We start from the raw sequence: 19,764 nt of genomic DNA, 5'->3' as shown, positions 1-19,764 counted from the left end.
CTTATCTGACCGTCAAATGCACTATCGCTGCCAGCCGGTCCTCTCCCCTCTGTTCCTGGGCATTCTGCATAAAGAAATTATATTCAAAGGTCAGGTGCACCGTCTGCCACGGCTCGGCCTGAATGGTTGTATTTACAACATTGGACCGCACCGGCAGATAACGCGGCTCCTCCTTATCCTTTGTAATCCTAACAGCCTCGCCGCCGCTCATGATTCCGGGATATACCACCTCCAGGTCAATCACGCCTGTCTCACCGGCCATGACCGTCAGGCTGGCATGTTCATCCATCCAGCCGTCGCTGTAGTAGCCGTAATCCACCTGGAGCTTCATTTCCCTTACAATCTCCGTGATATCCTGGAATCCCTCATGGTCCGGGTCTTCCCGCAAAACCAGCATCCTGTCATCCACCAGACCGATATCCCGGATATTTTCTATGAACTCCACCCTGGTTCCTTCTGCTGCCCGTTCCCTGTCAAACACCTTGAAAAAGGTTCTGGCCGTGAAATCGCTCATCTCATAGCTGTCACCTATGATGTAAATGGTTTTGCCGAATATGCCGTCCCCATATCTTCCGTAGGTCTCCTCGGCCAGCGAATTATACCGCAGCTGGTTGGGCCAGAGATACAGCTTGGGATAGTCCGCCCGGTAATACAGCTCCACCGGAAGCATGAATACCACATAGCAGGCAAAGGCCGCCCCCCAGGGCCAAAGCCGTTTCAGATACAGCTCCGGCTTTACTCCCTCTGTCAGTTCCCCGTACATATAAGCCAGGAATAAAAGGGCGGATACCAGGGATACATACACCCAGCGCATCTCCACCCGTATGGTGACGCTGGAGGACGCAATACACAGCCCGGTAAACAGGATGAACAGAGTGCTGTTCTTCAGCATCTGAACACGGTACTCCTTCCGCTTCTCCCTTACAAGCTTCACCAGAAATGCCAGAACAATAACCGCGATGCAGGCATCCGCCAGGAGCACCAGCCCCTTTATGGCCAGGGGACTCTGCCCCCATGGACAGCCATTGAGATGTTCCGGTCCCGCATTGATGCCGAACACATAGGCAATCTGGCTCAGGGCGTATTTGAAGGTGTCCGCCAGGCTGAAGGTATCTGCCACCTGGGTTCCTCCTGTGCCTGCCGGCAGAATACTTCCTATCGTAAAGGCGCGAATGATTTGGACCAGAAGGAAGGATAACAGACCGGCTCCCCATTCCCACAGCTTCCTGCTCCTCTTAAACAGCAGGACCAGAAGAAGCAGAGGAAACAGAGCCATATAGCGTTCATGTACAAAGCATACCCCAAAGTAGAGCACGCAGGAAAGGTAGAAGTATACATGGCTGTCCTTCTCATTGAGATACCGGAACAAATACCAGAGAATCATAACAGCCATCCACAGGGCCATGGTTTCCATAAGCCCCAGCACCTGTCCAATCTGGTAATAGGCCATGCGGCTGATTAAAAACATGGAGCCGCACAGGAAGCCGATTCCCTTTGCCCTGGACAGCCTTCGGCCGATGAAATATATGCTCCAGGACACGGCTGCGTTTAACAGGATGTTAAAGGGCACGAACCAACCCACATGATTCCTGACCACTGCCATCTCCAGCCAGGCGGCCAGATAATACAGAAAGCGGAACCGGGTGCTGCCCACCGGAAACACATACTGAAGGAAACTCTGCTCCCCGTAGCAGGACCAGAAGTACAGGTCATCCATATATAACCCCTTTATTTCGATTCCTCTGTTGACCCACACTGCCATGGCAAGCAGAATACCCATGAATATTACATGGTCCTTCCACTCATATTTCTTTTCCATCCTGGAGAACCCAATCCTGGTTCTCGTACTCTCTTTTGCCTCCAATGTAAGCGCCTCCTTCTGGCTGTCAATCAAGTTCCGTCATGCTGTAGTTTTCCCTGAACTCCTCAAGGGCCTGTTGGGAATCATCCGGCGGTCCGGCGTCAAGCGTAACCCTGGCCGTCATATTTCCCCATTCATAGTGAATATCAGAAAGGCTTCCCTCCGCAATCATATCCTCAATCATCTGCAGGGCCCTGTCCTGTCCTGCCAGGTATCCGGCTTCCACGAAGAAATACTCCGTACCGGCATATCTCAGAAACTCCTCAAAGTATGCCAGCCGCTTTACCAGGTATACATTTCCTCCGCTTCCGGTCACATCGTAGTAGCTCTGGACGCTGCACGGCAGATCCAGGACCCTGGGATGCCTCCCGAATGCAAGGACACGGCTCCTGGGTGTAAACATACAGGAAAGGGTAAGGCTGCCCTCTCCGGCCCTTCTGTCCAGCATTTCCCTGCGGTGGTCGTAATAGCCCATATGACGCAGGCTCACAGGCGTAAAGCCCGGCACTCCGGCCCAGCCAGTGGTACAGGTCACCGCTGTATTCACTGCAAAAAATAAAACCAGCACCAGAGACAGGGACCGCCTGACTGCGGGTCCCCAGTTCTGCCTCCATCCCATTCTCAGCGCGCTGATAACCAGAACAGCATAAAACAGGATGAAATAATTCCCGTCCACCTGATACAGAGTATAGATGCTTGCCAGGGAACCAAGGGCCAGAACCGGAATCAGGATACAGTCAAAGAGATTCAGGGGATGCCGGAGGCCCCGTCTCCCCGCCTTCCAGGAAACAGCAAGCCAGATGACAAGAAAAACCGTCACAATTCCGGTACCCCATGCAATGATTACATGGGCCATATCCTCTGTTACAGGGGCAAACAGGATTCCCCATACCCGCGACCACAGCCGCGAACATTTTTCTCCCGCAGTCAGGGCAGACGGATCTCCAATCACATGGTTAAAGGTGTAAGGATATTTCACCCTGCATCCCGCCTTCTCAAAAAATCCGGCAAATATGGATGTAACAGGCACGCCGGTAAGAAGCCATGTGCGGTACCACAATCCGGCCGCCGCTGCTCCCGGTATCAGAAGGAGGCAAAAGCCTCTCCTGTCTCCAACCCTTAAACGGCGGGTAAGAAACAGACACACAAGGGCCACTCCGCCCAGAGCCGTTGAAAACACCAGGGCCGTTGGCTTATACACCAGGGTCAGCAGGTAGGTGCTGACAGCCATGGAAAGCCAGGGTATATTTTTGGCAGAACTGCTTTTCTTCCCCTGTTCCCCATCCCAAAGTGCGAAGCAGATAAAGTCATAAATGATGAGCTGGTGCAGCAGCGTAATATTATCGCTTTTTGCAGTGGCCGCCATATTCATGATTCCCGGAATAGCGGCAAGGATGGCTACTGCCAGGATTCCTTTTACCTGCCCGCAGTATCTTCCCACTATATCTGCTGCCAGGAGGAGAATCCCCACGGTACACCACAGAGAAAAGGCCAGGACAAATCCATAGGTTGGAGTCCCGCTCAGAGGGAGAACCAGGACTTCCAGGCCTTTGCTGTAGGTATAAACCAGGTTAATCATGCCCAGATTCTCGTAAATTCCCTTTCCGTTATCCAGTACATAGGCGGAGCGCAGGCCGTAGTGGAGTGAATCATAGTCCAGTTCAATGTTCATGCGGCCCGCCTGAATCAGAACCATGGTAATGATGAAGGCAAGTAAGGCGGCCTGGGCCATGCTCTCACTTCTTCCCTTATCTGCACTGTTCTTCACAGCCTTCAGCCATGCCCCGGGTAAAACCTGTTTGTTTCTGCGTCCCCAAAGGATTTCCAGGACCACGGCCGTCAGGGCCATGACTGCGGCCAGTCCCCTCCACAGCATCAGCCCGCCATGTCCCGTAAGGGATACAAGGCATACCAAAACCATCCACAGGGCGCTTCCCAGCACAAGGCACATGGATGTACGCTGCAAAAAGGGAATGGGAGCGGAAAGCTGCCTTTCTTCTAAGAACAGCCGGAGAAGCTGTCTCCCTGCCAGTATGAGAACCGCCATATATATGCCGGATACCGCCAGGGGCAGGAAAATACGGTGGCACCAGGTAAACAGCACGATTCCCGCTGCCAGTCCCAGAGCCCTGACACCCCTGTGTGAACCTGTCCCTGGCTTTTTCCCTCTCCCGCCGGCCAGACAGAACAGGTTCCAGAAAAACACAAGGACCACCTCTGCCATCATAAGAAGGGTCCGAGTATTCCGAAGCACCGGCTCCAATGGGCCCCAGAGCAGCACCCCGAACACCGTCACAGCCAGGACAGCCAGCCCTGCCGCCCCTATGATGATTGCAAGTATCTTATCGTTTTTACCAGTTTCCATGCAACAAATCCTTATCCCTGCATTTTTCTTTCTGATTCGTACCAATTTCCCAGTCCCGGAAACCGCTACTCATACTCTCCGTAAGCCTTCTTATAAAAGCCCATGATAATGTCCGCCACCGGCTCCGGCCAGAAACGGCAGAACATTTCCCGCTCCTCCGCAAACCGGCGGTTATCCCTGATACATGCCTTTGTGGTGGCATCCTCATGGACCCGGTAATAGAGAAGAGGCCGCTCATCGCAGATAAAACGTCCCGGTTCCTCTGCCAGCCTCACAAGATTGTCCCAGTCCAGGGCAAAACTGTACTCTGAGCGTACAAAGGGTTCACCCAGCACCGCCTTGTGATAGGTGGTGGCCGGACAGCATATGGGGTTGCCCAGGACAAAGGCCAGCTTCTTTACCCAGGCCCTGTCGTTCATCTGCGGAAACCGCAGGGGCGTCCTCAGAATCCGCTTAATCCAGAGCATGGCATCACCGGTGATGAGCGCTCCCTGTTTCACAATCACATAGTCCGTTGTAAAAACAGTCATATCCGGATATCTCCTATGGGCTGCCAGAAGTCTCGCGCTGTAATCACGGTGGTACATGTCATCCTGGTGCGCAATGGTAACCAGCTCGCCCTCCGCCATGGAATATGCAAAATTCCAGTCATCCTTTATGCCGCTCTCCCCCTGCCGTACACAGACCTGCAGGCCGTATTTCCAGGCCAGCCGGTCAATATAGCTGCTGGGAGTGGACGTGCAGATAATGATATGGGACGGGACGGTCTGGGCCTTAAGAGAGCGGATGCACTGCTCCAGATAAGGCGAGTCCTTATAGGCGCATACGGCAAATACATGCTTATACCTCATAAAAATGTTCCTCCAGCATCAGGCACAGGGTATGATAGATGGGAAGGTGCAGCTCCTGGATTTTAAATGTCTCATCAGAAGGCACCACGATGGAGCAGTCGCAGGCTCCCGCCATCTTCCCCCCGTTTTTGCCGGTAAGGCCAATGGTTTTAATGCCGGACGCCTTTGCCACGGCAACGGCATACATCACATTCTCAGCATTGCCCGAGGTGGAAATACCCATAAATACATCTCCCTTTTTTCCATAGCCGTACAGCTGCTGCGCATAAATCATTTCACCGTTTACATCATTTAAGAACGCGGTGGCCAGTCCCGCGTGACCGGTAAGGGCAATTGCGGGAAGGCCTCCCTGTAGGCAGGATGCCAGCTCTTCCCCCCGCTTTTCGTCTGCTTCCTGAAGCGCAGCCGCGAATTCATTGGACACCGGGCGGCGTTTTACAAATCCCTTCATCAGCTCACCCACAATGTGCTCGCTGTCTGCGCAGCTTCCGCCATTTCCCGCTATCATCAACTTGCCGCCGCCTGCGTAACAATCCCGCAGGATTTCATATGCGGCCAGCACATCGCCCTTTACTGCCTCCAGAACCGGATACCGGCTGGTCAGTTCCTCCAGATACTCCATCTCTTTCATCTTACGTCCGCCTGTCCTTTCTCAATAATCCACTGAGCTGCCTTTACGAGATCCTCCGCGTAAAAATCATATACCGGAGGTATCCCTTCCTTCTCCTCCTGGCTGCGAATCCCGCTTCCATAACCGGTTCCCACCAAAATGGTGGTCAGGCCGTAGTTATTCCCGGCCTCCACATCCAGCAGTTTATCTCCTATCATAAAGGAATGAGCCTTATCCACTTCAAACCGCTGTGCGGCCTCCTCAAACATGCCGGTACCCGGCTTGCGGCAGCTGCACTCCTTCTTATATGGGCCGATTCCGTGCTCCGGATGATGGGGACAGTAATAAAATGCGTCAATGGACGCCCCCATGCACTCCAGGATATGGTTCATATAAACATGAAGGTTCTTCACGTCCTCCTCCCCATAATATCCCCTGGCCACTCCTGCCTGATTGGTAACCACCACCAGACGGTACCCTGCCTCCTTTAACATCCGCAGCGCTTCCGGCACTCCAGGAAGGAGCTTAAGGTCCGAAGACCTGTGCAGATAGTGCACTTCCTCATTCAGAGTCCCATCCCGGTCCAAAAAAACAACTCGATCCATTGCACATCCATCCTGTATGTTATATTCCTTGTGTGAATCCTGTCCGGTAATTTAACATTAAATGTTAAACCGGTACTCGCCATTAGGCATATGGACCTTCACCTGATCATACTGCCATCTGGACTCGTCTGCCACCCAGCTCTGGGCGCCCCGCAGTTCAAAATTCCAATCCGCCAGCTGTCCGCCTGCCTGCTCCATACGGGCAGCCACCTTGTGGCGCACATTGTATGGACAGTACATGAGTAAGTACCCGCCTCCGCCTGCTCCCAGAAGTTTGCCTCCCAGGGCGCCTGCCTTCAGGGCCTCATCATACAATTGGTCAATCTGGGGATTTGTTATCTTGCTGCTCATGCGCTTCTTGCTCTGCCAGCCATAGTCCAGAAGCTTGCCGAAACTGTGGAGATTTCCCTTTAACAGCTCATCCTTCAGGGCATAGGCCAGGGCCTTTACCTCACACATGGCCTCAAAGGCGTCCTTTTTCTCATAGTTTTGCACCTGGTCCTTGATAATATTGGCAGAGACATGGATTTTTCCGGTATAACAGAGAAGGAGATTATACTGGAGCTCATGTATGATGTCCTTTTTAATGCGCAGAGGGTTAACCACCACATTGTTGCGTCCGTGGAACTCAATAAAATTGAATCCTCCAAAGGTAGCCGCATACTGGTCCTGGTACCCGCCGTCAATCTTTAAATCCAGGCGCTCCACCTGATAAGCCAGGTCAGCCAGGGCATAGGCATCCATCATCACTCCCTTCCAGCGGGCCATGGCAGTGAGCATAGCCACCATAACCGTGGACGAAGTCCCAAGGCCGGATCCGGGAGGCGCATCGCACTGGAGATACACTTCACAGCCCTGGTCAATACCCATGGCATTAAGAGCCGCTGTTACCAAATCCAGTTTTCCGTCATACACATAATTTTCCCTGGTATTATATTTCACTGTCATATCAAAGTCCAGGGAATGAACCACAATCTGGTCGTCCTCCCTGGGCACAATGGAACAGTAGGCATATTTATTGATGGTGCTTCCGATGATGGCCCCTCCCTGCTCCTCGCAGAATGGTGCCACATCCGTACCGCCGCCTCCAAAGCTGACCCTTAAAGGCGCCCTTCCTCTGATTACCATATGTGTCTCCTCTCTCTGTCTTTCGTTTAGGTTGTCAAATGACCACTTTATTCCTCACATCCTCCTGAAACTGGAAATACGCCTCCGGAATGCCAATGTCAATAAAATATCCGTCATTGACAAAGCCTCCCAGGCGCCTTCCCTCTGACAGCCACTTAGGGATCATGTCATTTTCCAGCGACACCTTTCCCTCGGGTATCTCATCCAGCAGCTGCTGTTTCATAAGGTAAATGCCTCCGTTGATTGTCCCTTCCCTTGCATCCTCTGTCTTTTCATTAAACCCGGTCAGGAATCCGTCACGGTCCAAAATTGCCTGTCCGTACCGCGAAACATCAGGCACCCTGCGCAGTACCAGAGCCATATCCAGATTCTGGCTGTCCTGCTGTCTCAGGAGCCGGGTATAATCAATCTGGTAAAATGTATCCGCGTTCAGCACATAAAAACGATCCTCTGTAATAAACCTGCCTGCATTCTTAATGGCCCCGGCCGTTCCCAGAAGCGTCTCCTCATAAGCATACCCGGCATGGAACCCGAAAGCCGCCCCATCGCCGAAATGCTCCTCCACCATAGTTCCCTTATATCCCACGGCAAAGACAATATCCGTAATCCCGTGGCGGACCAGCTCACGGGTCACATATTCCATAAAAGGCTTCCCTTCAATCAACGCCATTGGCTTGGGCCGGTCGCTCACCACACTGCGAAGCCTGGTCCCCAGACCGCCGGCCAACAAAATAGCCTGCATTCAACATTCCCTCCTGTACTGTGGGCCTTAAACGCGGCTGCATTATCCAGACATGCCGGCTGTGCAGCCCACGCAGCCCTGAAGAATCAACGAAAGTCTCCCTCTACCACCTTCCAGGCCCCGTCCAGACTGTAGTGTTTCTTAATATAATCCTGGGTCCTGCGGCAAAGCTGGTTTAAACGTTCATTGTCCTGATATAATTTAACGGTCTTGCCGGCAAACAGCTCTGCCTGGTCCTCTATTTCCAGCACGGTGTCCGCAAAGGGAATCCCCTCTGCCCCTGTGGATGTGGTCACAATGGGCGCTCCGTTGTATATAGCTTCCACTACCTTACCCTTCACGCCGGCTCCGTATCTGAGCGGCACCACCACCACCCTGCAATGGCCATAAAGCTGCGCCAGCTCCTCCTCGCTTACAAAACCTTTGATAATGATTCCATTGCCCGGCTCCTCCAGGGCCTTGATTTCATCTGTCACCCTGGATCCTGCCACATAAAATTTCACATCCGGCAGTTCCCTGCGTATAAGCGGGAATATTTCTCTGGCAAACCACAGCACTGCATCCGCATTGGGCGGATGGGCGAAACCGCCTACAAACAGCAGTCCTTCCCTCTCTGCAAAGTCATCCTGTATGTTATCCAGAAAGGTGTCATAGACATACGCCGTAATGGCCTTTGCGGGAATGCTTCCGTCAATGGCGTGTATGGCATTGATTTCCACATAGGAAGGATAATAGGAAACAGCTGCCTTGTGCATCATGGTCAGCTCCACGGATTTCCAGTAATCCGCCTCCCTCTTGATGTTGATATCCCCGGTCAGCTCATATTCCCTTCCCAGACGCAGAAAGTGCAGGTCGTGTCCATAGTAAATCACCTTCATATTGGTGTAATCTTTTATAAAATCCACATATTTGGTGGCAATATGGGGACGGTTCAGGTACGCAAATGATATCTCGTCTCCATTTGTCTTTAACCAGTCCCATATGCCTGCTGCGTATGTGTCTCCGTAGAGTACCTCAATTCCCATTTGCAGAAGGGTGGTGGTATAGGGCTCCTCATGAAGGAAATTATCTCCCAGGAACTTTACCACATAGCCCTTTTTCAGAAACATCTTCAGGTACTGGTAGGTTGTCTTGGATCCCGCGTCCCTGTCAAAGGTGGGCACATAGTGGTCCACCACCAGGATAATTTTCTTTCCCTGGCTGCGCTCCCTGGCCCTGAACGGATTGGGATTTCCGGTGTTGACGCACTGCTTTTTGAATTCCTCAGCCCATTTCTCCTTCAGCTTTTCACTGTTTTCCACCTGGTAGCGTTTCAGGCCGGTTCCGTTTACATCTGTACCGTTGGAAACGCCCTCAAAGTGGATTACCTTGGAGAGAGGCTGGTATACAACCCTGTATCCGGCCTTTCTCACCTCAAAAGCCAGGTCCGAATCCTCGCAGTAAGCCGGGGCAAACCGCTGGTCAAATCCGCCGATCTGCTTCCACAGGGCCGTGCTCAGAAGGATGGCTGCCCCTGATATATAGTCTACATCCTTTACATAATTATATTCCGCCTTGTCCGGATCATCCAGACGGCCGTAGTTCCAGCCGGAACCATCGCTCCAGATAATGCCTCCTGCTTCCTGCAGGCGTCCGTCCGGGTACACCAGCTTGGAACCCACCATGCCAATGGTGGAATCGGACTCAATCAGGTTCACCAGGGAAGAGAGCCAGCCCTCTGTCACCTTGGTGTCATTGTTGAGGAACATGATGTATTTTCCCCTGGCAGCCTTTGCCGCCTGGTTGCAGTTGCGCAGGAACCCCTGATTTGTCTCATTTCTGCAGATTACAAGACCCTCTGCATACCGGCTCAGCTCTGCTGTTGCATCGGTGGACACATCATCGGCAATGATGACCTCGTAGGTGACATCCTTTGTAAACTCCAGGATGGACTGGAGACATGCATAGGTATAGTGGACCTGATTATAACAGGGAATCACGATGGAAACCATTGGGCCGTCCCACGTTTCGCCGCTGCCAGAGTCCATATATCCTCCCTTGCCCGGTACACTGGGGAATACCAGCCTGCCGTATTTGAGATAATCCTCGCCAATCTTAAAATCGCCTTCTATCTGGTTGCGTCCCTCTTTGGTGGCGTACAGCCTTCCGTAACGCACCGGGTGCTTCACTGTGTTAAAACAGTAGTTGAGTATCTTGCGCTTGCGGGTTCCCCTTGGAAATGCTCTGTTGACCTGGGCTCCCAGCTTGCGCCGGGCCTTGAACACAAGGGCTTCATGCCCGTTGAGATAGGTTGCCAGCTTGCCCAGCTCGTCGATTTCATGGCGCAGGTCCTTAATCATCACTTCCAGATTTGCCACATGGTTATTGGTCAGGCGCTGCACCTCCTGCTCTTTGCGGATCTGCAGGTTCTTTTCCTCCACCTCTGCCTGAAGCTGGCTGATGCGGTCCTTTGCCTGGGAGAGAGCCTGGTCCGTCTCCTTAAGCTCAGACAGGGTCGTCACTTTCTGCTGGTAATTCACCAGGTATCCCTGGACAGCGTCCCCGTGGACATAGGACTGGAATGCGTCCTCCATGGATGCGTACACAGACGCCATCTCGCTTCCTATGCCAAACTCCTGTAAAAATTCTTCCAGGCCGGCATATGACATCAATCCCTGGTATTTATAATAGAAATAAGCCAGATTGCGGTACTGTACAAAGCGGGCAGGAACCGGGAAATCAAAGACCCATTCATAGTCCAGGCAGTATAGTTTCTCATCCCCGTCCTTTTCTGTAATCATCAGATTCTCAAAGAGCCCGTCAATGTTGCTTACTTTATAAGAAACATCATCTATATCCGGAACCGGCCCAAAGGTCCGGGTAAACTCCGGCGTCAGGGCAAAGGGAACAATCTGATCCTCCGCCACATCGTAAAGAAACTGAAGCGCCGCCTTAATTTCCTCCACAGGCGCCCTTCCGTCTCTGATGCACCGGCCCAGACGTTCTGCCAGGGTAATGCCTTCCAGGAAAACAAACTCCACCTTGCTGCCGTCTGCGGATATCTCCGGCTCCAGGATTCTGACCCTGGGGTTGAGCTGCCTTAACTGCCGGCACTTATTTTTCAGGGAAAGGATGTGGTATCTTCCTGCGCTTTCAAGGGCAGCCTTCTCCACCCGGCGCTCTCCGTCCAGTTCCCCCATGGTGGTGCGGATGCGGAATTCCTCTTTTCTGGTACGGTTATACTTGGCGAAAATGGTTTTCTCCTGCCGGCCGTCCTTAGATGCAATAATCAGGAAGGAATTGGCAAACCGGCCAAAGTCATTTTCCTCAATCAGACGGTCATATACCTCCCCTTCATTGAGGCAGGCATACCGCGGACCGTCATAGGACACAGACGGGCTGGTGATGTCTCCCTTTCCCGGCAGATACCGGTCTGAGTAGAGTGATATGGGCATTCTGTGGTCGGGCACCGGATAATAGAAGTCCGCCCGGGCAAGTCCTGCTTCCCGGCAGGCTTCCTCCGCCTGTTTTCTGGTACAGAAGCCTTCCTCATGGTCTGCCCCTGCCAGGTACCTGAGCCCCAATGCATTTTCACACGCAATGACCAGACGGCCTTCCTGTTTCAGAAAGGAGGCGCCAAAGGCAGCTGCGTCCTGTATTTCCTGGCCTTTTCTGAGTCCGGCCATGACCACAAGGTCAAATGACGGCTCCGGCTGTCCTGTCTCAGCCCCTGCCTTATAGCCATATGTGATATTGGTGTAAGTCTTGTTGCGCTCCTGATTTACAGCCAGGTTTTCATCTGCTTCGTCCATCACTGCCACATGGGCGCACCTGGAGGCCAGCAGTCCTGTCAGAACGCCATAGCCTGAACCAATCTGAAGCACTTCCCCGCAGCCAGTATAATCCAGCCACTCCAGAAGATTCTCCCTTATATCAGACAGGGCGTGGAGCACCTCCGGCCCGTACTGGCTGTCCAGGGCCTTCCTGATGCCCTCAGGACTGCTTCCGTATTGTCTGAATAAATCTAATATTTCATAACTGATATCCTTCATGGAAAGTTATAATCCTCCGTTCACAGTTGGGCCCGCATTACCGGCCTCTATCTTCCCGGCCTCTATCTTCGCAGCCTTTACCTGGGACTCCATATCATACACCCCAACCGTATTTTTATTGGAAATAACCGTAATATTGGTCACGTTGTACAGGCGGTGGTACACCACATGCTCTCCCTGCTCAAAACCGGTGCAGCTCATGCTCAGCAGATACTCCCCGCCCTGAAGTGTCATTTTCTGGGTGAATTCCACCACATACTCATCCCCGCTCTTCACAGGCTGGATTTCGGCACCTTCAAACATGGTGTTGGTGCCGGTAAGCTCCGTACCCTTTTTATCCTTTATAGTATAGGTAAAAATAGGGGACTGTATCTCTGTATTAAAATGAATCCGTTCTTTTATGGTAAACATCTCACCTTTTAACAGAAGGTTGGTGATATTTCCCCTCTCGTCAAAAAGACCCAGGTCCACAATCTCGGCCCGGCCATCCCCGTATTCTGTACGGTCATAATTAATGGTCAGCTGGTCTTTCATGAGACGGCTTCCCTCTAATCCCATCCCGCCGGAAAAATCAGACATTTCCACACCGCCGGATTTTGTTCCTGCCCCAGCCCGGCTCCCGGCAGTTTCCGTTTCTTCTGTTCCTGCTCCGGTTAGTACCCCGCTGCCCGCATCTTCCTGCCCGATTTCCCCTGTCAGACTCTCCTTCTGCTGTCTTTCCCGCTCTAATTCCGCCTTTAAGGCGTCCAGCTGTCCGGCCAGGATCTTCTTATACATATCCACCACCCGGCCGGCAGGGCCTTCTGCGATGAATTCCCCCTTGTTCAGCAGCACCACCCGGTCACAGTATTTGATAATGCTTCCCATATCATGGGTCACCATAAGGATGGTTGTCCCCTTCTGGCGGATTTCCTCCATCCTGCGGTAGCATTTTGACTGGAAGAACACATCGCCGACGGAAAGGGCCTCGTCCACAATGAGGATTTCCGGGTCCACATTGATGGCCAACGCAAAAGCCAGCCGTACAAACATACCGCTGGAATAAGTCTTTACCGGCTGGTACACGAAATCCCCGATTTCCGCAAATTCCAGGATATCCTGAAGCTTGGCGTCCATCTCCTTTTTCGTATAGCCCATCATGGTGCCGTTCATATATATATTTTCAATCCCTGTATAATCCATGTTGAATCCGGCACCCAGCTCTAACAGAGCCGATATCTTGCCGTCCACCTTTACCTCCCCGGTGGTAGGGGTAAGGACCCCGGTAATGATTTTTAATATGGTGGATTTGCCGGAACCGTTGGTGCCGATGATTCCCACCGTCTCTCCCTTTCTTACCCTGAAGGACAGCTGGTTCAGCGCGTAAAAATCCCGGTGGTAATTCTTATGGGAAATACTCATGGATTCCTTCAGACGGTCAATGGGTTTCTCATATAATCTATATACCTTGGTCACTTCTGCAACGTCTATGGCATATTTATTGTCCTGTTCTTTCACTGACATAACATTCTCCATCTCTATGCATACTTCTCCACTTTAGGCATAAGTATAGCATAGAATGCAGGATTTTTATACCTCAAACAATATTTTTCAAAAAAAGTTAAGAATCCCCTTGACATATATAACTGTATATATTATAGTTACAGTATGAACTGTACGAGTTTTGATTACAGAATAGGAGGAAACACATGAAAGGTACGATTTTTACAGCTGTCCTTATATGCAGCGCCATCTTAGCTGCCTGCAGCCCCGCCGCCCCCAGGGAAGCCATGGCCTCAACACAGAGTCCGTCCCCGTCTCCTGCAGAAGAACCGGCTGATGAGACATCTGATGAGGCATATCATAAAATCACTGCCGAGGAGGCAAAGCAGATGATGGACGAGGGCAATGCCACGGTAGTGGATGTGCGCACGGCGGAAGAATATGCGGCCGGACATATTCCCGGCTCCATTCTGATACCGGTGGAGTCCATAGGTGATACTAAGCCCGTAGAACTTCCTGACACGGAAGCAGTGCTTTTGGTCCACTGCCGCACCGGTATCCGCAGCAAACGCGCTTCGGACCAGCTGGTGGAATTGGGCTACAAACATGTATATGATTTTGGCGGAATTGTGGACTGGCCCTATGAAACAGTAACAGAAAACTGATTTATATTAGAACAGCTTAATATTGCAAGCTTATATATAAGATTAAAGAATGAATGTTCGGTGACTTTTATCACATAACACAAGTACAAAATGTGGTATCCTATAATCAATAGAGCAAAACACAAAAAAGAGAAAACCTGGAGGTAATAACTATGGAATTGAAACATTTAAATAAGGATGAATTTGAGCAGGCTGTAAACGCCGGCGACGAGCTGGTGGTTGTGGATTTCTTTGCAACATGGTGCGGTCCCTGTAAGATGCTGGGTCCTGTCATAGAACGGGCGGCAGACAAATTTTCAGATGTACATTTTTATAAAGTAGATATTGATGAGGAGATGGACCTGGCGGCCCGTTTCCAGGTAATGAGTGTTCCCACCCTTATCTACTTCAAGCGCGGCGAGGTGTTATCCAAGTCAGTGGGTCTGGTTTCACCAGCTGATATTGATAAGGAAATCAGCAAGTTAAAATAATAAGCCATCACACATTTTTGCATTCCCTTTTTGGCAGGCCGGTTCCCGAGATGGACCCGGCCTGTGTTTTATCCCTTATCCCTGTTTCTTTAACTTCCCATTGAGCTTGGCATAAATCCGCTGGCGTATCCACGGCTCAGAGGATGCCTTAAGCGAGTCCTCCAGGCCGAACCAGGCTGCCCCGCTGTTTTCATCTGTCTTTGAAAACAGGGCATCGTTCTCGTCTGCCTCCAGAAGATAGGTGACATTCAGATGCAGGTGGGAACCCACATAGGCCCCCCGCTTCTCATGTCCGTCCACGGTCAGGACTTCCAGACTGTAGATATCCTCCGATACCGGCCGTACCCTGGCAAGCCCGCTTTCCTCCTTTACCTCCCTCACAGCCACCTGCAGCAGGTCCTGCTCATTGTCCGCGTGTCCCCCCAGCCATGACCAGGATTTATATATATTGTGATATACCATCAGTACCTTTGTCCGGCCGGGATTCACCACCCACGCCGAGGCTGTCATGTGAGCCAGGCAGTTTCCCCTGTCAAATATATCCTCTTCCTCCTTCAGGCATTTCAGAATCATCTGACGGTCTGTTTCCTCCTGTTCATTATATGGGCAGTAGCTCTCTATCTGCTTAATCAAATCCGCGCGGTCCATTTTATATACTTCTCCTTTCCCTGGCATACATGTTCCAGCTCCTTTTGTATTTTTACTACAGTTTCCTGTGTGACCCCGGTCACCGAAACCTTTCCTGTTTTATGATATCTTTGATACATCAAATAATTATGAGGTGTTTTATCATGAGTCATTTATCCAAGAATCTTGCCCGTGTGGATGCCGGTACCTGCGTGGCCTGCGGCTGCTGTCTTAAGGTATGTCCCCGCCAGGCCCTTTCCGTGTTTAAGGGTTCCTACGCAGTGGTCAATCAGGACGCCTGTGTGGGATGCGGCCTCTGCGCAAAGGAATGTCCGGCCAGCGTAATATCCATTCTTCCCCGCAGCCATCAGGAAATAGAATCTGCCCAGACAGGAGGAAACCGCCATGAATAAGCCAGCCCTTAAAGCGAAAAAACACTGGTACGATTATCTCTGGATTGCATCCCTGCTGTACCTGTTTCTGGGGTTTTTCAATATCATGTTTGCATGGCTGGGCCTGATTTGTTTTCTGGTGCCCTTAGCCATCTCCATTGCCACCGGATCCAAGCTCTACTGCAACCGCTACTGCGGCAGGGGACAGCTGTTTTCCATTCTCGGCAAAAAACTGCATCTGTCGCCCAACCGTGAGATACCCGGGTGGATGAAATCCAAAGCATTCCGCTATGGTTTCCTTGTATTCTTTTTAGTCATGTTCTGCCAGATGCTCTTTAACACCTACCTGGTGTTCAGGGGTACATCCGGCTTAAAGCAGGCAGTCACAGTGCTGTGGACCTTCCGCCTGCCCTGGCAGCACGCCTATCACGGCACCGGCCTTCCCCTGTGGACCGCCCAGTTTGCCTTTGGCTTCTACAGCGTCATGCTGACCTCCACCATTTTAGGTTTGGCCACCATGGTCCTGTTCCGCCCCCGCTCCTGGTGCGTCTACTGCCCCATGGGTACTATGACCCAGATGATATGCAAGGCAAAGGCGGGAGCGTGCCCTGGTGCGGCATCCGGATGCGGGACCTCCGGCTGCAGTTCTTTGGGCTGCGGTTCTTCCGGCTGCAGTTCTTCCGATTGCAGCTCCTCCCGCTCAAACGAATCTCTTTCATGACCCTGCAGACAGTCCGTTCCCATGCCGCGGCCCCTTTATACCTCTCATCCTTTGACAAAATACAGGAAATTGTCTACACTATAAGAATATATATAATTACACCCTGTATTTAAACTCCCAACTATAAGGAGGAGCCGTCCGCCATGAACCATAGCCGCCCGAACATCACAGATACTCTGAAAAAATGCTACCCCTTCTGGGAAAAACTCACCGATACCCAGAAGGAGCAGCTTAAAACCAGCTCCTATATCAGGGATTATGAACCAGGAAGCTTTGTCCACAGCCGTTCTGAGGAATGCCTGGGCATTCTGATCGTATTATCCGGCCAGCTGCGCACCTATATACAGTCTGAGGAGGGCCGGGAGGTCACCCTGTTCCGCCTAGGTCCGGGTGAGGTGTGCACCCTATCGGCTGCCTGCATGATGCAGGAAATCACCTTTGATATCTTCATCGAGTCCACCGCTGCTTCCACCCTTCTCATCACCGGCGCCTCCGGCATCCACCGTCTCATGGAGGCAAATATATATGCGGAAAACTACATTTACCGCCAGACTGCGGAACGTTTCTCCGACGTCATGTGGTCCATGGGGCAGCTTCTCTTCTCCAGCTTCGACAAACGTCTGGCCGCTTACCTGGCAGATGAATATGTCAAGCTGGGATCCGATGTGATCTCCACTACCCATGAACAGATAGCCAAGAACCTGGGCACTGCCAGGGAGGTGGTGTCCCGCATGCTCAAATATTTTGAAAAAGAGGGCCTGGTTGCCCTTGGCCGCGGAACCATTACCATAAAAAATGTCTCCGGCCTAAAAAAACTGCTGACTTGAAATAGCTTTCAGGGCCTGTCTGCCCCGTTCCCCTCTTTGCACAGCTCCATCAGTGTCCTGGCGCTGCGGGGCAGAAACTTATTCTTGTGGTAAATCACAGAGTACTTCCGGTTCAGAGCCAGGTCCTTTATCCGGAATTCAGCCAGTTCCCCTTCCCGGATATCCTGGCGCACCAGAAAATAGGGCAGAATGGAAATACCCAGCCCTGCCTTTACCCCCTGCAGGATGACCTGATTGCTGGCGCTCTGCCATATAGGGCGGACATTCAGCTCCTGCGCGGCCAGTATACCGTCAAATATCTCCCTTCCAGCGCTTCCCTTTTCCCGTAAAATAAAATCCTGATTCCGTACCTCCGACAGCTCCTCCAGAGTTTTTCCGGCAAATTCATGGCCAGCCGGACATATGAATACCAGCCGGTCCCCTGCGAAGCTCTCGCTGAGGATAAAGGGACTGTGGGCTACCCCCTCTATGATTCCCACATCTATATCATTGTCAAGTATCTGCTGTTCAATGGTTCCTGAATTGGCAATGGATGCCTCCACCTTCAGGGCCGGATACTGCTGTTTCAGCTTCTTGATATAACCGGGCAGCAGATAGGTCCCTATGGTAATGCTGGTGCCCACCTTAAGCCGCCCCATGGCGTCCACGTCCCGGACCCCCTGCTCCATCTCATCCAGCAGATCTATGATATGCCTGGCATACTGGAGGGCCCTGCGGCCGTTCTCTGTCAGATACAGCTTGCGGGATATGCGGTCAAACAGCTTTACCCCGTAGTAGTCTTCCATTTCTGAGATGGCCAGGCTGATGGACGGCTGGGCGATGAACAGCTGGGAAGCGGCGGCCGTCATGCTCCCTGTCTCACATACGGTAACAAATATCTTCAGATGGCGAAATGTCATGTTCCTCTTTTCCTGAACCGCGCATGGCAGACTGAGGGTACATCCCTGCAATCTGACATAGGGCACATATATAATACATCTATTATAATTATTATTTAATTATAGTATTTTACATATGGATTTGCAAGCTGTATAGTAATAGCAGAAAAAACAAATACATGATGATAGTTACATGTATTACTGTTAAAAGGGGGATACCGTCATGGTAGTTAACATAAAATCAAAAAAGCATGCTTCCTCCAGGGTTCCGGGACACGCGGGCAGCCGCGGCTCCCTTCTGGCAAAACTCTTTCTCTCAACCCTGTATCTGAGCGCTTTTACCTTCGGTGGCGGATATGTCATCGTCACACTGATGAAGAAGAAATTTGTAGACGAATACCACTGGATTGATGAACAGGAGATGTTGGATCTGGTGGCCATTGCCCAGTCCTCGCCGGGCGCCATCGCTGTCAACGGGGCTATCGTGGTAGGCTATAAACTGGCCGGCATGGCAGGGGTACTGACCGCGGTCATTGCCACTGTCCTCCCGCCGTTTACCATCCTGACTCTGATCTCCTTCTGCTACGCCGCCTTCCGCTCCAACCTTTTTGTGGGATGGATGTTAAACGGAATGCAGGCCGGCGTGGGGGCTGTTATTGCCCAGGTGGTCTGGGAGATGGGCAGCGGCATCGTAAAAGACAGACAGTGGATATCCGTCCTGATTATGGCCGCGGCCTTTATTGCCAATTATGTATACAATGTCAACGTAGTCCTGATCATCCTTTTGTGCGCCGCCATAGGCGTTGTGCGGACCCTCTCCTCCGGGCATAATAAAAAAGGGACGGAAGGAGGCGCGCTATGATTTACTTCCAGCTATTTTTAAGCTTTCTTCAGATTGGCGCATTCAGTTTCGGAGGCGGATATGCCGCCATGCCTCTGATCCAGAACCAGGTGGTCACCCTTCACGGCTGGCTGAACCTGGCTGAGTTTACAGACCTTGTGACCATTTCCCAGATGACCCCTGGTCCCATTGCCATCAATGCCGCCACCTTCGTGGGCACCCGCATTGCAGGTACGCCCGGGGCCCTGGCGGCGACCATTGGGTGCGTGCTGCCGTCCTGCATCCTGGTTACCCTTCTTGCAAAGATCTATCTCAAATACAGGAATTTAAGCCTGATCCAGGGTGTCCTCAAATCCCTGCGGCCTGCCGTGGTAGCCATGATTGGTGCAGCGGGCGTCAGCATACTGGTCACTGCCTTCTGGGGACTGGCGGGCTTTACCCCTGACCTGGGAGCCATAAACCTGCGTTCCGTATGTATTTTCACCGGCGCCATGATACTGCTCATACGTTTTAAGATGAATCCCATCCTGGTCATGGTGCTGTCAGGACTGGCTGAGACAGCCTGCCAGCTGGCCATGCGCGTGATATAGCATCTGCTTATCATTGACTTTAAAGAGGTTCCGATATAGAATCGAATGGGTACATCAAACAAAACACCCGGAGGATTC

General features: G+C 51.8%; 18 protein-coding genes. 7 read left to right on the top strand and 11 right to left on the bottom strand.

Annotated features, from left to right (window positions below):
* Nucleotide 1 precedes the first annotated feature (1 nt).
* The 9 genes from LI015_RS17670 to LI015_RS17630 all read right to left on the bottom strand — a co-directional run bounded on the left by LI015_RS17670 (nucleotide 2) and on the right by LI015_RS17630 (nucleotide 13,696).
* Nucleotides 2–1,864, bottom strand: coding sequence for a hypothetical protein (locus LI015_RS17670; RefSeq protein ID WP_227125859.1), 1,863 nt, complete (start codon nucleotides 1,862–1,864; stop codon nucleotides 2–4).
* Between the two features lie 22 nt (nucleotides 1,865–1,886).
* Nucleotides 1,887–4,226, bottom strand: coding sequence for a hypothetical protein (locus tag LI015_RS17665; protein ID WP_227125857.1), 2,340 nt, complete (start codon nucleotides 4,224–4,226; stop codon nucleotides 1,887–1,889).
* Between the two features lie 65 nt (nucleotides 4,227–4,291).
* Nucleotides 4,292–5,077 (bottom strand): glycosyltransferase, encoded by a 786-nt coding sequence (locus LI015_RS17660; RefSeq protein ID WP_002589444.1) that lies wholly within the window; start codon nucleotides 5,075–5,077, stop codon nucleotides 4,292–4,294.
* The gene (locus LI015_RS17655) at nucleotides 5,067–5,708 is read right to left on the bottom strand and encodes a D-sedoheptulose-7-phosphate isomerase (RefSeq protein WP_002570273.1); all 642 of its coding nucleotides are present in this window, start codon (nucleotides 5,706–5,708) and stop codon (nucleotides 5,067–5,069) included. The genes LI015_RS17660 and LI015_RS17655 overlap by 11 nt, the downstream gene beginning before the upstream one ends.
* Entirely contained in the window at nucleotides 5,705–6,292 is a 588-nt protein-coding gene (gmhB, locus tag LI015_RS17650; RefSeq protein ID WP_227125855.1) for a D-glycero-beta-D-manno-heptose 1,7-bisphosphate 7-phosphatase, read from the bottom strand. Before gmhB ends, LI015_RS17655 begins: the two co-directional genes overlap by 4 nt.
* A 57-nt stretch (nucleotides 6,293–6,349) precedes the next feature.
* On the bottom strand, nucleotides 6,350–7,420 hold the full coding sequence (locus LI015_RS17645) for a GHMP family kinase ATP-binding protein (RefSeq protein WP_002568281.1): 1,071 nt from the start codon (nucleotides 7,418–7,420) through the stop codon (nucleotides 6,350–6,352).
* Between the two features lie 34 nt (nucleotides 7,421–7,454).
* The gene (locus LI015_RS17640) at nucleotides 7,455–8,162 is read right to left on the bottom strand and encodes a nucleotidyltransferase family protein (protein WP_002568282.1); all 708 of its coding nucleotides are present in this window, start codon (nucleotides 8,160–8,162) and stop codon (nucleotides 7,455–7,457) included.
* An 86-nt stretch (nucleotides 8,163–8,248) separates the two neighbouring features.
* Complete coding sequence (locus tag LI015_RS17635) at nucleotides 8,249–12,193, bottom strand: glycosyltransferase (RefSeq protein ID WP_227125853.1); 3,945 nt, start codon at nucleotides 12,191–12,193, stop codon at nucleotides 8,249–8,251.
* 6 nt (nucleotides 12,194–12,199) lie between these two features.
* Complete coding sequence (locus tag LI015_RS17630) at nucleotides 12,200–13,696, bottom strand: ABC transporter ATP-binding protein (protein ID WP_227125851.1); 1,497 nt, start codon at nucleotides 13,694–13,696, stop codon at nucleotides 12,200–12,202.
* Nucleotides 13,697–13,881: 185 nt separating this feature from the next.
* Here LI015_RS17630 and LI015_RS17625 point away from each other — a divergent pair, with 185 nt between their 5' ends.
* Together LI015_RS17625 and trxA are read left to right on the top strand one after the other, a co-directional pair.
* On the top strand, nucleotides 13,882–14,340 hold the full coding sequence (locus tag LI015_RS17625; protein ID WP_002568285.1) for a rhodanese-like domain-containing protein: 459 nt from the start codon (nucleotides 13,882–13,884) through the stop codon (nucleotides 14,338–14,340).
* Between the two features lie 137 nt (nucleotides 14,341–14,477).
* The gene (gene trxA / locus LI015_RS17620; RefSeq protein ID WP_227125873.1) at nucleotides 14,478–14,810 is read left to right on the top strand and encodes a thioredoxin; all 333 of its coding nucleotides are present in this window, start codon (nucleotides 14,478–14,480) and stop codon (nucleotides 14,808–14,810) included.
* Nucleotides 14,811–14,885: 75 nt separating this feature from the next.
* Here the strand turns inward: trxA and LI015_RS17615 are convergent, their stop codons facing one another.
* Complete coding sequence (locus tag LI015_RS17615; protein WP_118017343.1) at nucleotides 14,886–15,485, bottom strand: NUDIX hydrolase; 600 nt, start codon at nucleotides 15,483–15,485, stop codon at nucleotides 14,886–14,888.
* A 116-nt stretch (nucleotides 15,486–15,601) separates the two neighbouring features.
* Between LI015_RS17615 and LI015_RS17610 the strand changes: the two genes are divergently transcribed.
* The 3 genes from LI015_RS17610 to LI015_RS17600 all read left to right on the top strand — a co-directional run bounded on the left by LI015_RS17610 (nucleotide 15,602) and on the right by LI015_RS17600 (nucleotide 17,377).
* Nucleotides 15,602–15,850 carry a 4Fe-4S binding protein gene (locus tag LI015_RS17610; protein WP_002568288.1) on the top strand — a complete coding sequence of 83 codons (249 nt, stop codon included), beginning with the start codon at nucleotides 15,602–15,604 and terminating at the stop codon, nucleotides 15,848–15,850.
* Complete coding sequence (locus tag LI015_RS17605; RefSeq protein WP_227125849.1) at nucleotides 15,843–16,550, top strand: 4Fe-4S binding protein; 708 nt, start codon at nucleotides 15,843–15,845, stop codon at nucleotides 16,548–16,550. Before LI015_RS17610 ends, LI015_RS17605 begins: the two co-directional genes overlap by 8 nt.
* A 143-nt stretch (nucleotides 16,551–16,693) precedes the next feature.
* Complete coding sequence (locus LI015_RS17600; RefSeq protein ID WP_117625660.1) at nucleotides 16,694–17,377, top strand: Crp/Fnr family transcriptional regulator; 684 nt, start codon at nucleotides 16,694–16,696, stop codon at nucleotides 17,375–17,377.
* 8 nt (nucleotides 17,378–17,385) lie between these two features.
* On the opposite strand, the gene LI015_RS17595 is transcribed toward LI015_RS17600, so the two are convergent.
* On the bottom strand, nucleotides 17,386–18,276 hold the full coding sequence (locus LI015_RS17595) for a LysR family transcriptional regulator (protein ID WP_002568291.1): 891 nt from the start codon (nucleotides 18,274–18,276) through the stop codon (nucleotides 17,386–17,388).
* 202 nt (nucleotides 18,277–18,478) lie between these two features.
* Between LI015_RS17595 and LI015_RS17590 the strand changes: the two genes are divergently transcribed.
* Both LI015_RS17590 and LI015_RS17585 read left to right on the top strand, forming a co-directional pair.
* The gene (locus LI015_RS17590; protein WP_118017337.1) at nucleotides 18,479–19,117 is read left to right on the top strand and encodes a chromate transporter; all 639 of its coding nucleotides are present in this window, start codon (nucleotides 18,479–18,481) and stop codon (nucleotides 19,115–19,117) included.
* Nucleotides 19,114–19,686 carry a chromate transporter gene (locus LI015_RS17585; RefSeq protein WP_002568293.1) on the top strand — a complete coding sequence of 191 codons (573 nt, stop codon included), beginning with the start codon at nucleotides 19,114–19,116 and terminating at the stop codon, nucleotides 19,684–19,686. The genes LI015_RS17590 and LI015_RS17585 overlap by 4 nt, the downstream gene beginning before the upstream one ends.
* The last annotated feature ends 78 nt before the right edge of the window (nucleotides 19,687–19,764 follow it).

Origin of the sequence: Enterocloster sp. 210928-DFI.2.20 (assembly GCF_020554465.1) — a bacterium.
GTDB classification, from domain to species: domain Bacteria; phylum Bacillota; class Clostridia; order Lachnospirales; family Lachnospiraceae; genus Enterocloster; species Enterocloster bolteae.
This window is presented reverse-complemented; position numbering and strand designations above follow the sequence as displayed.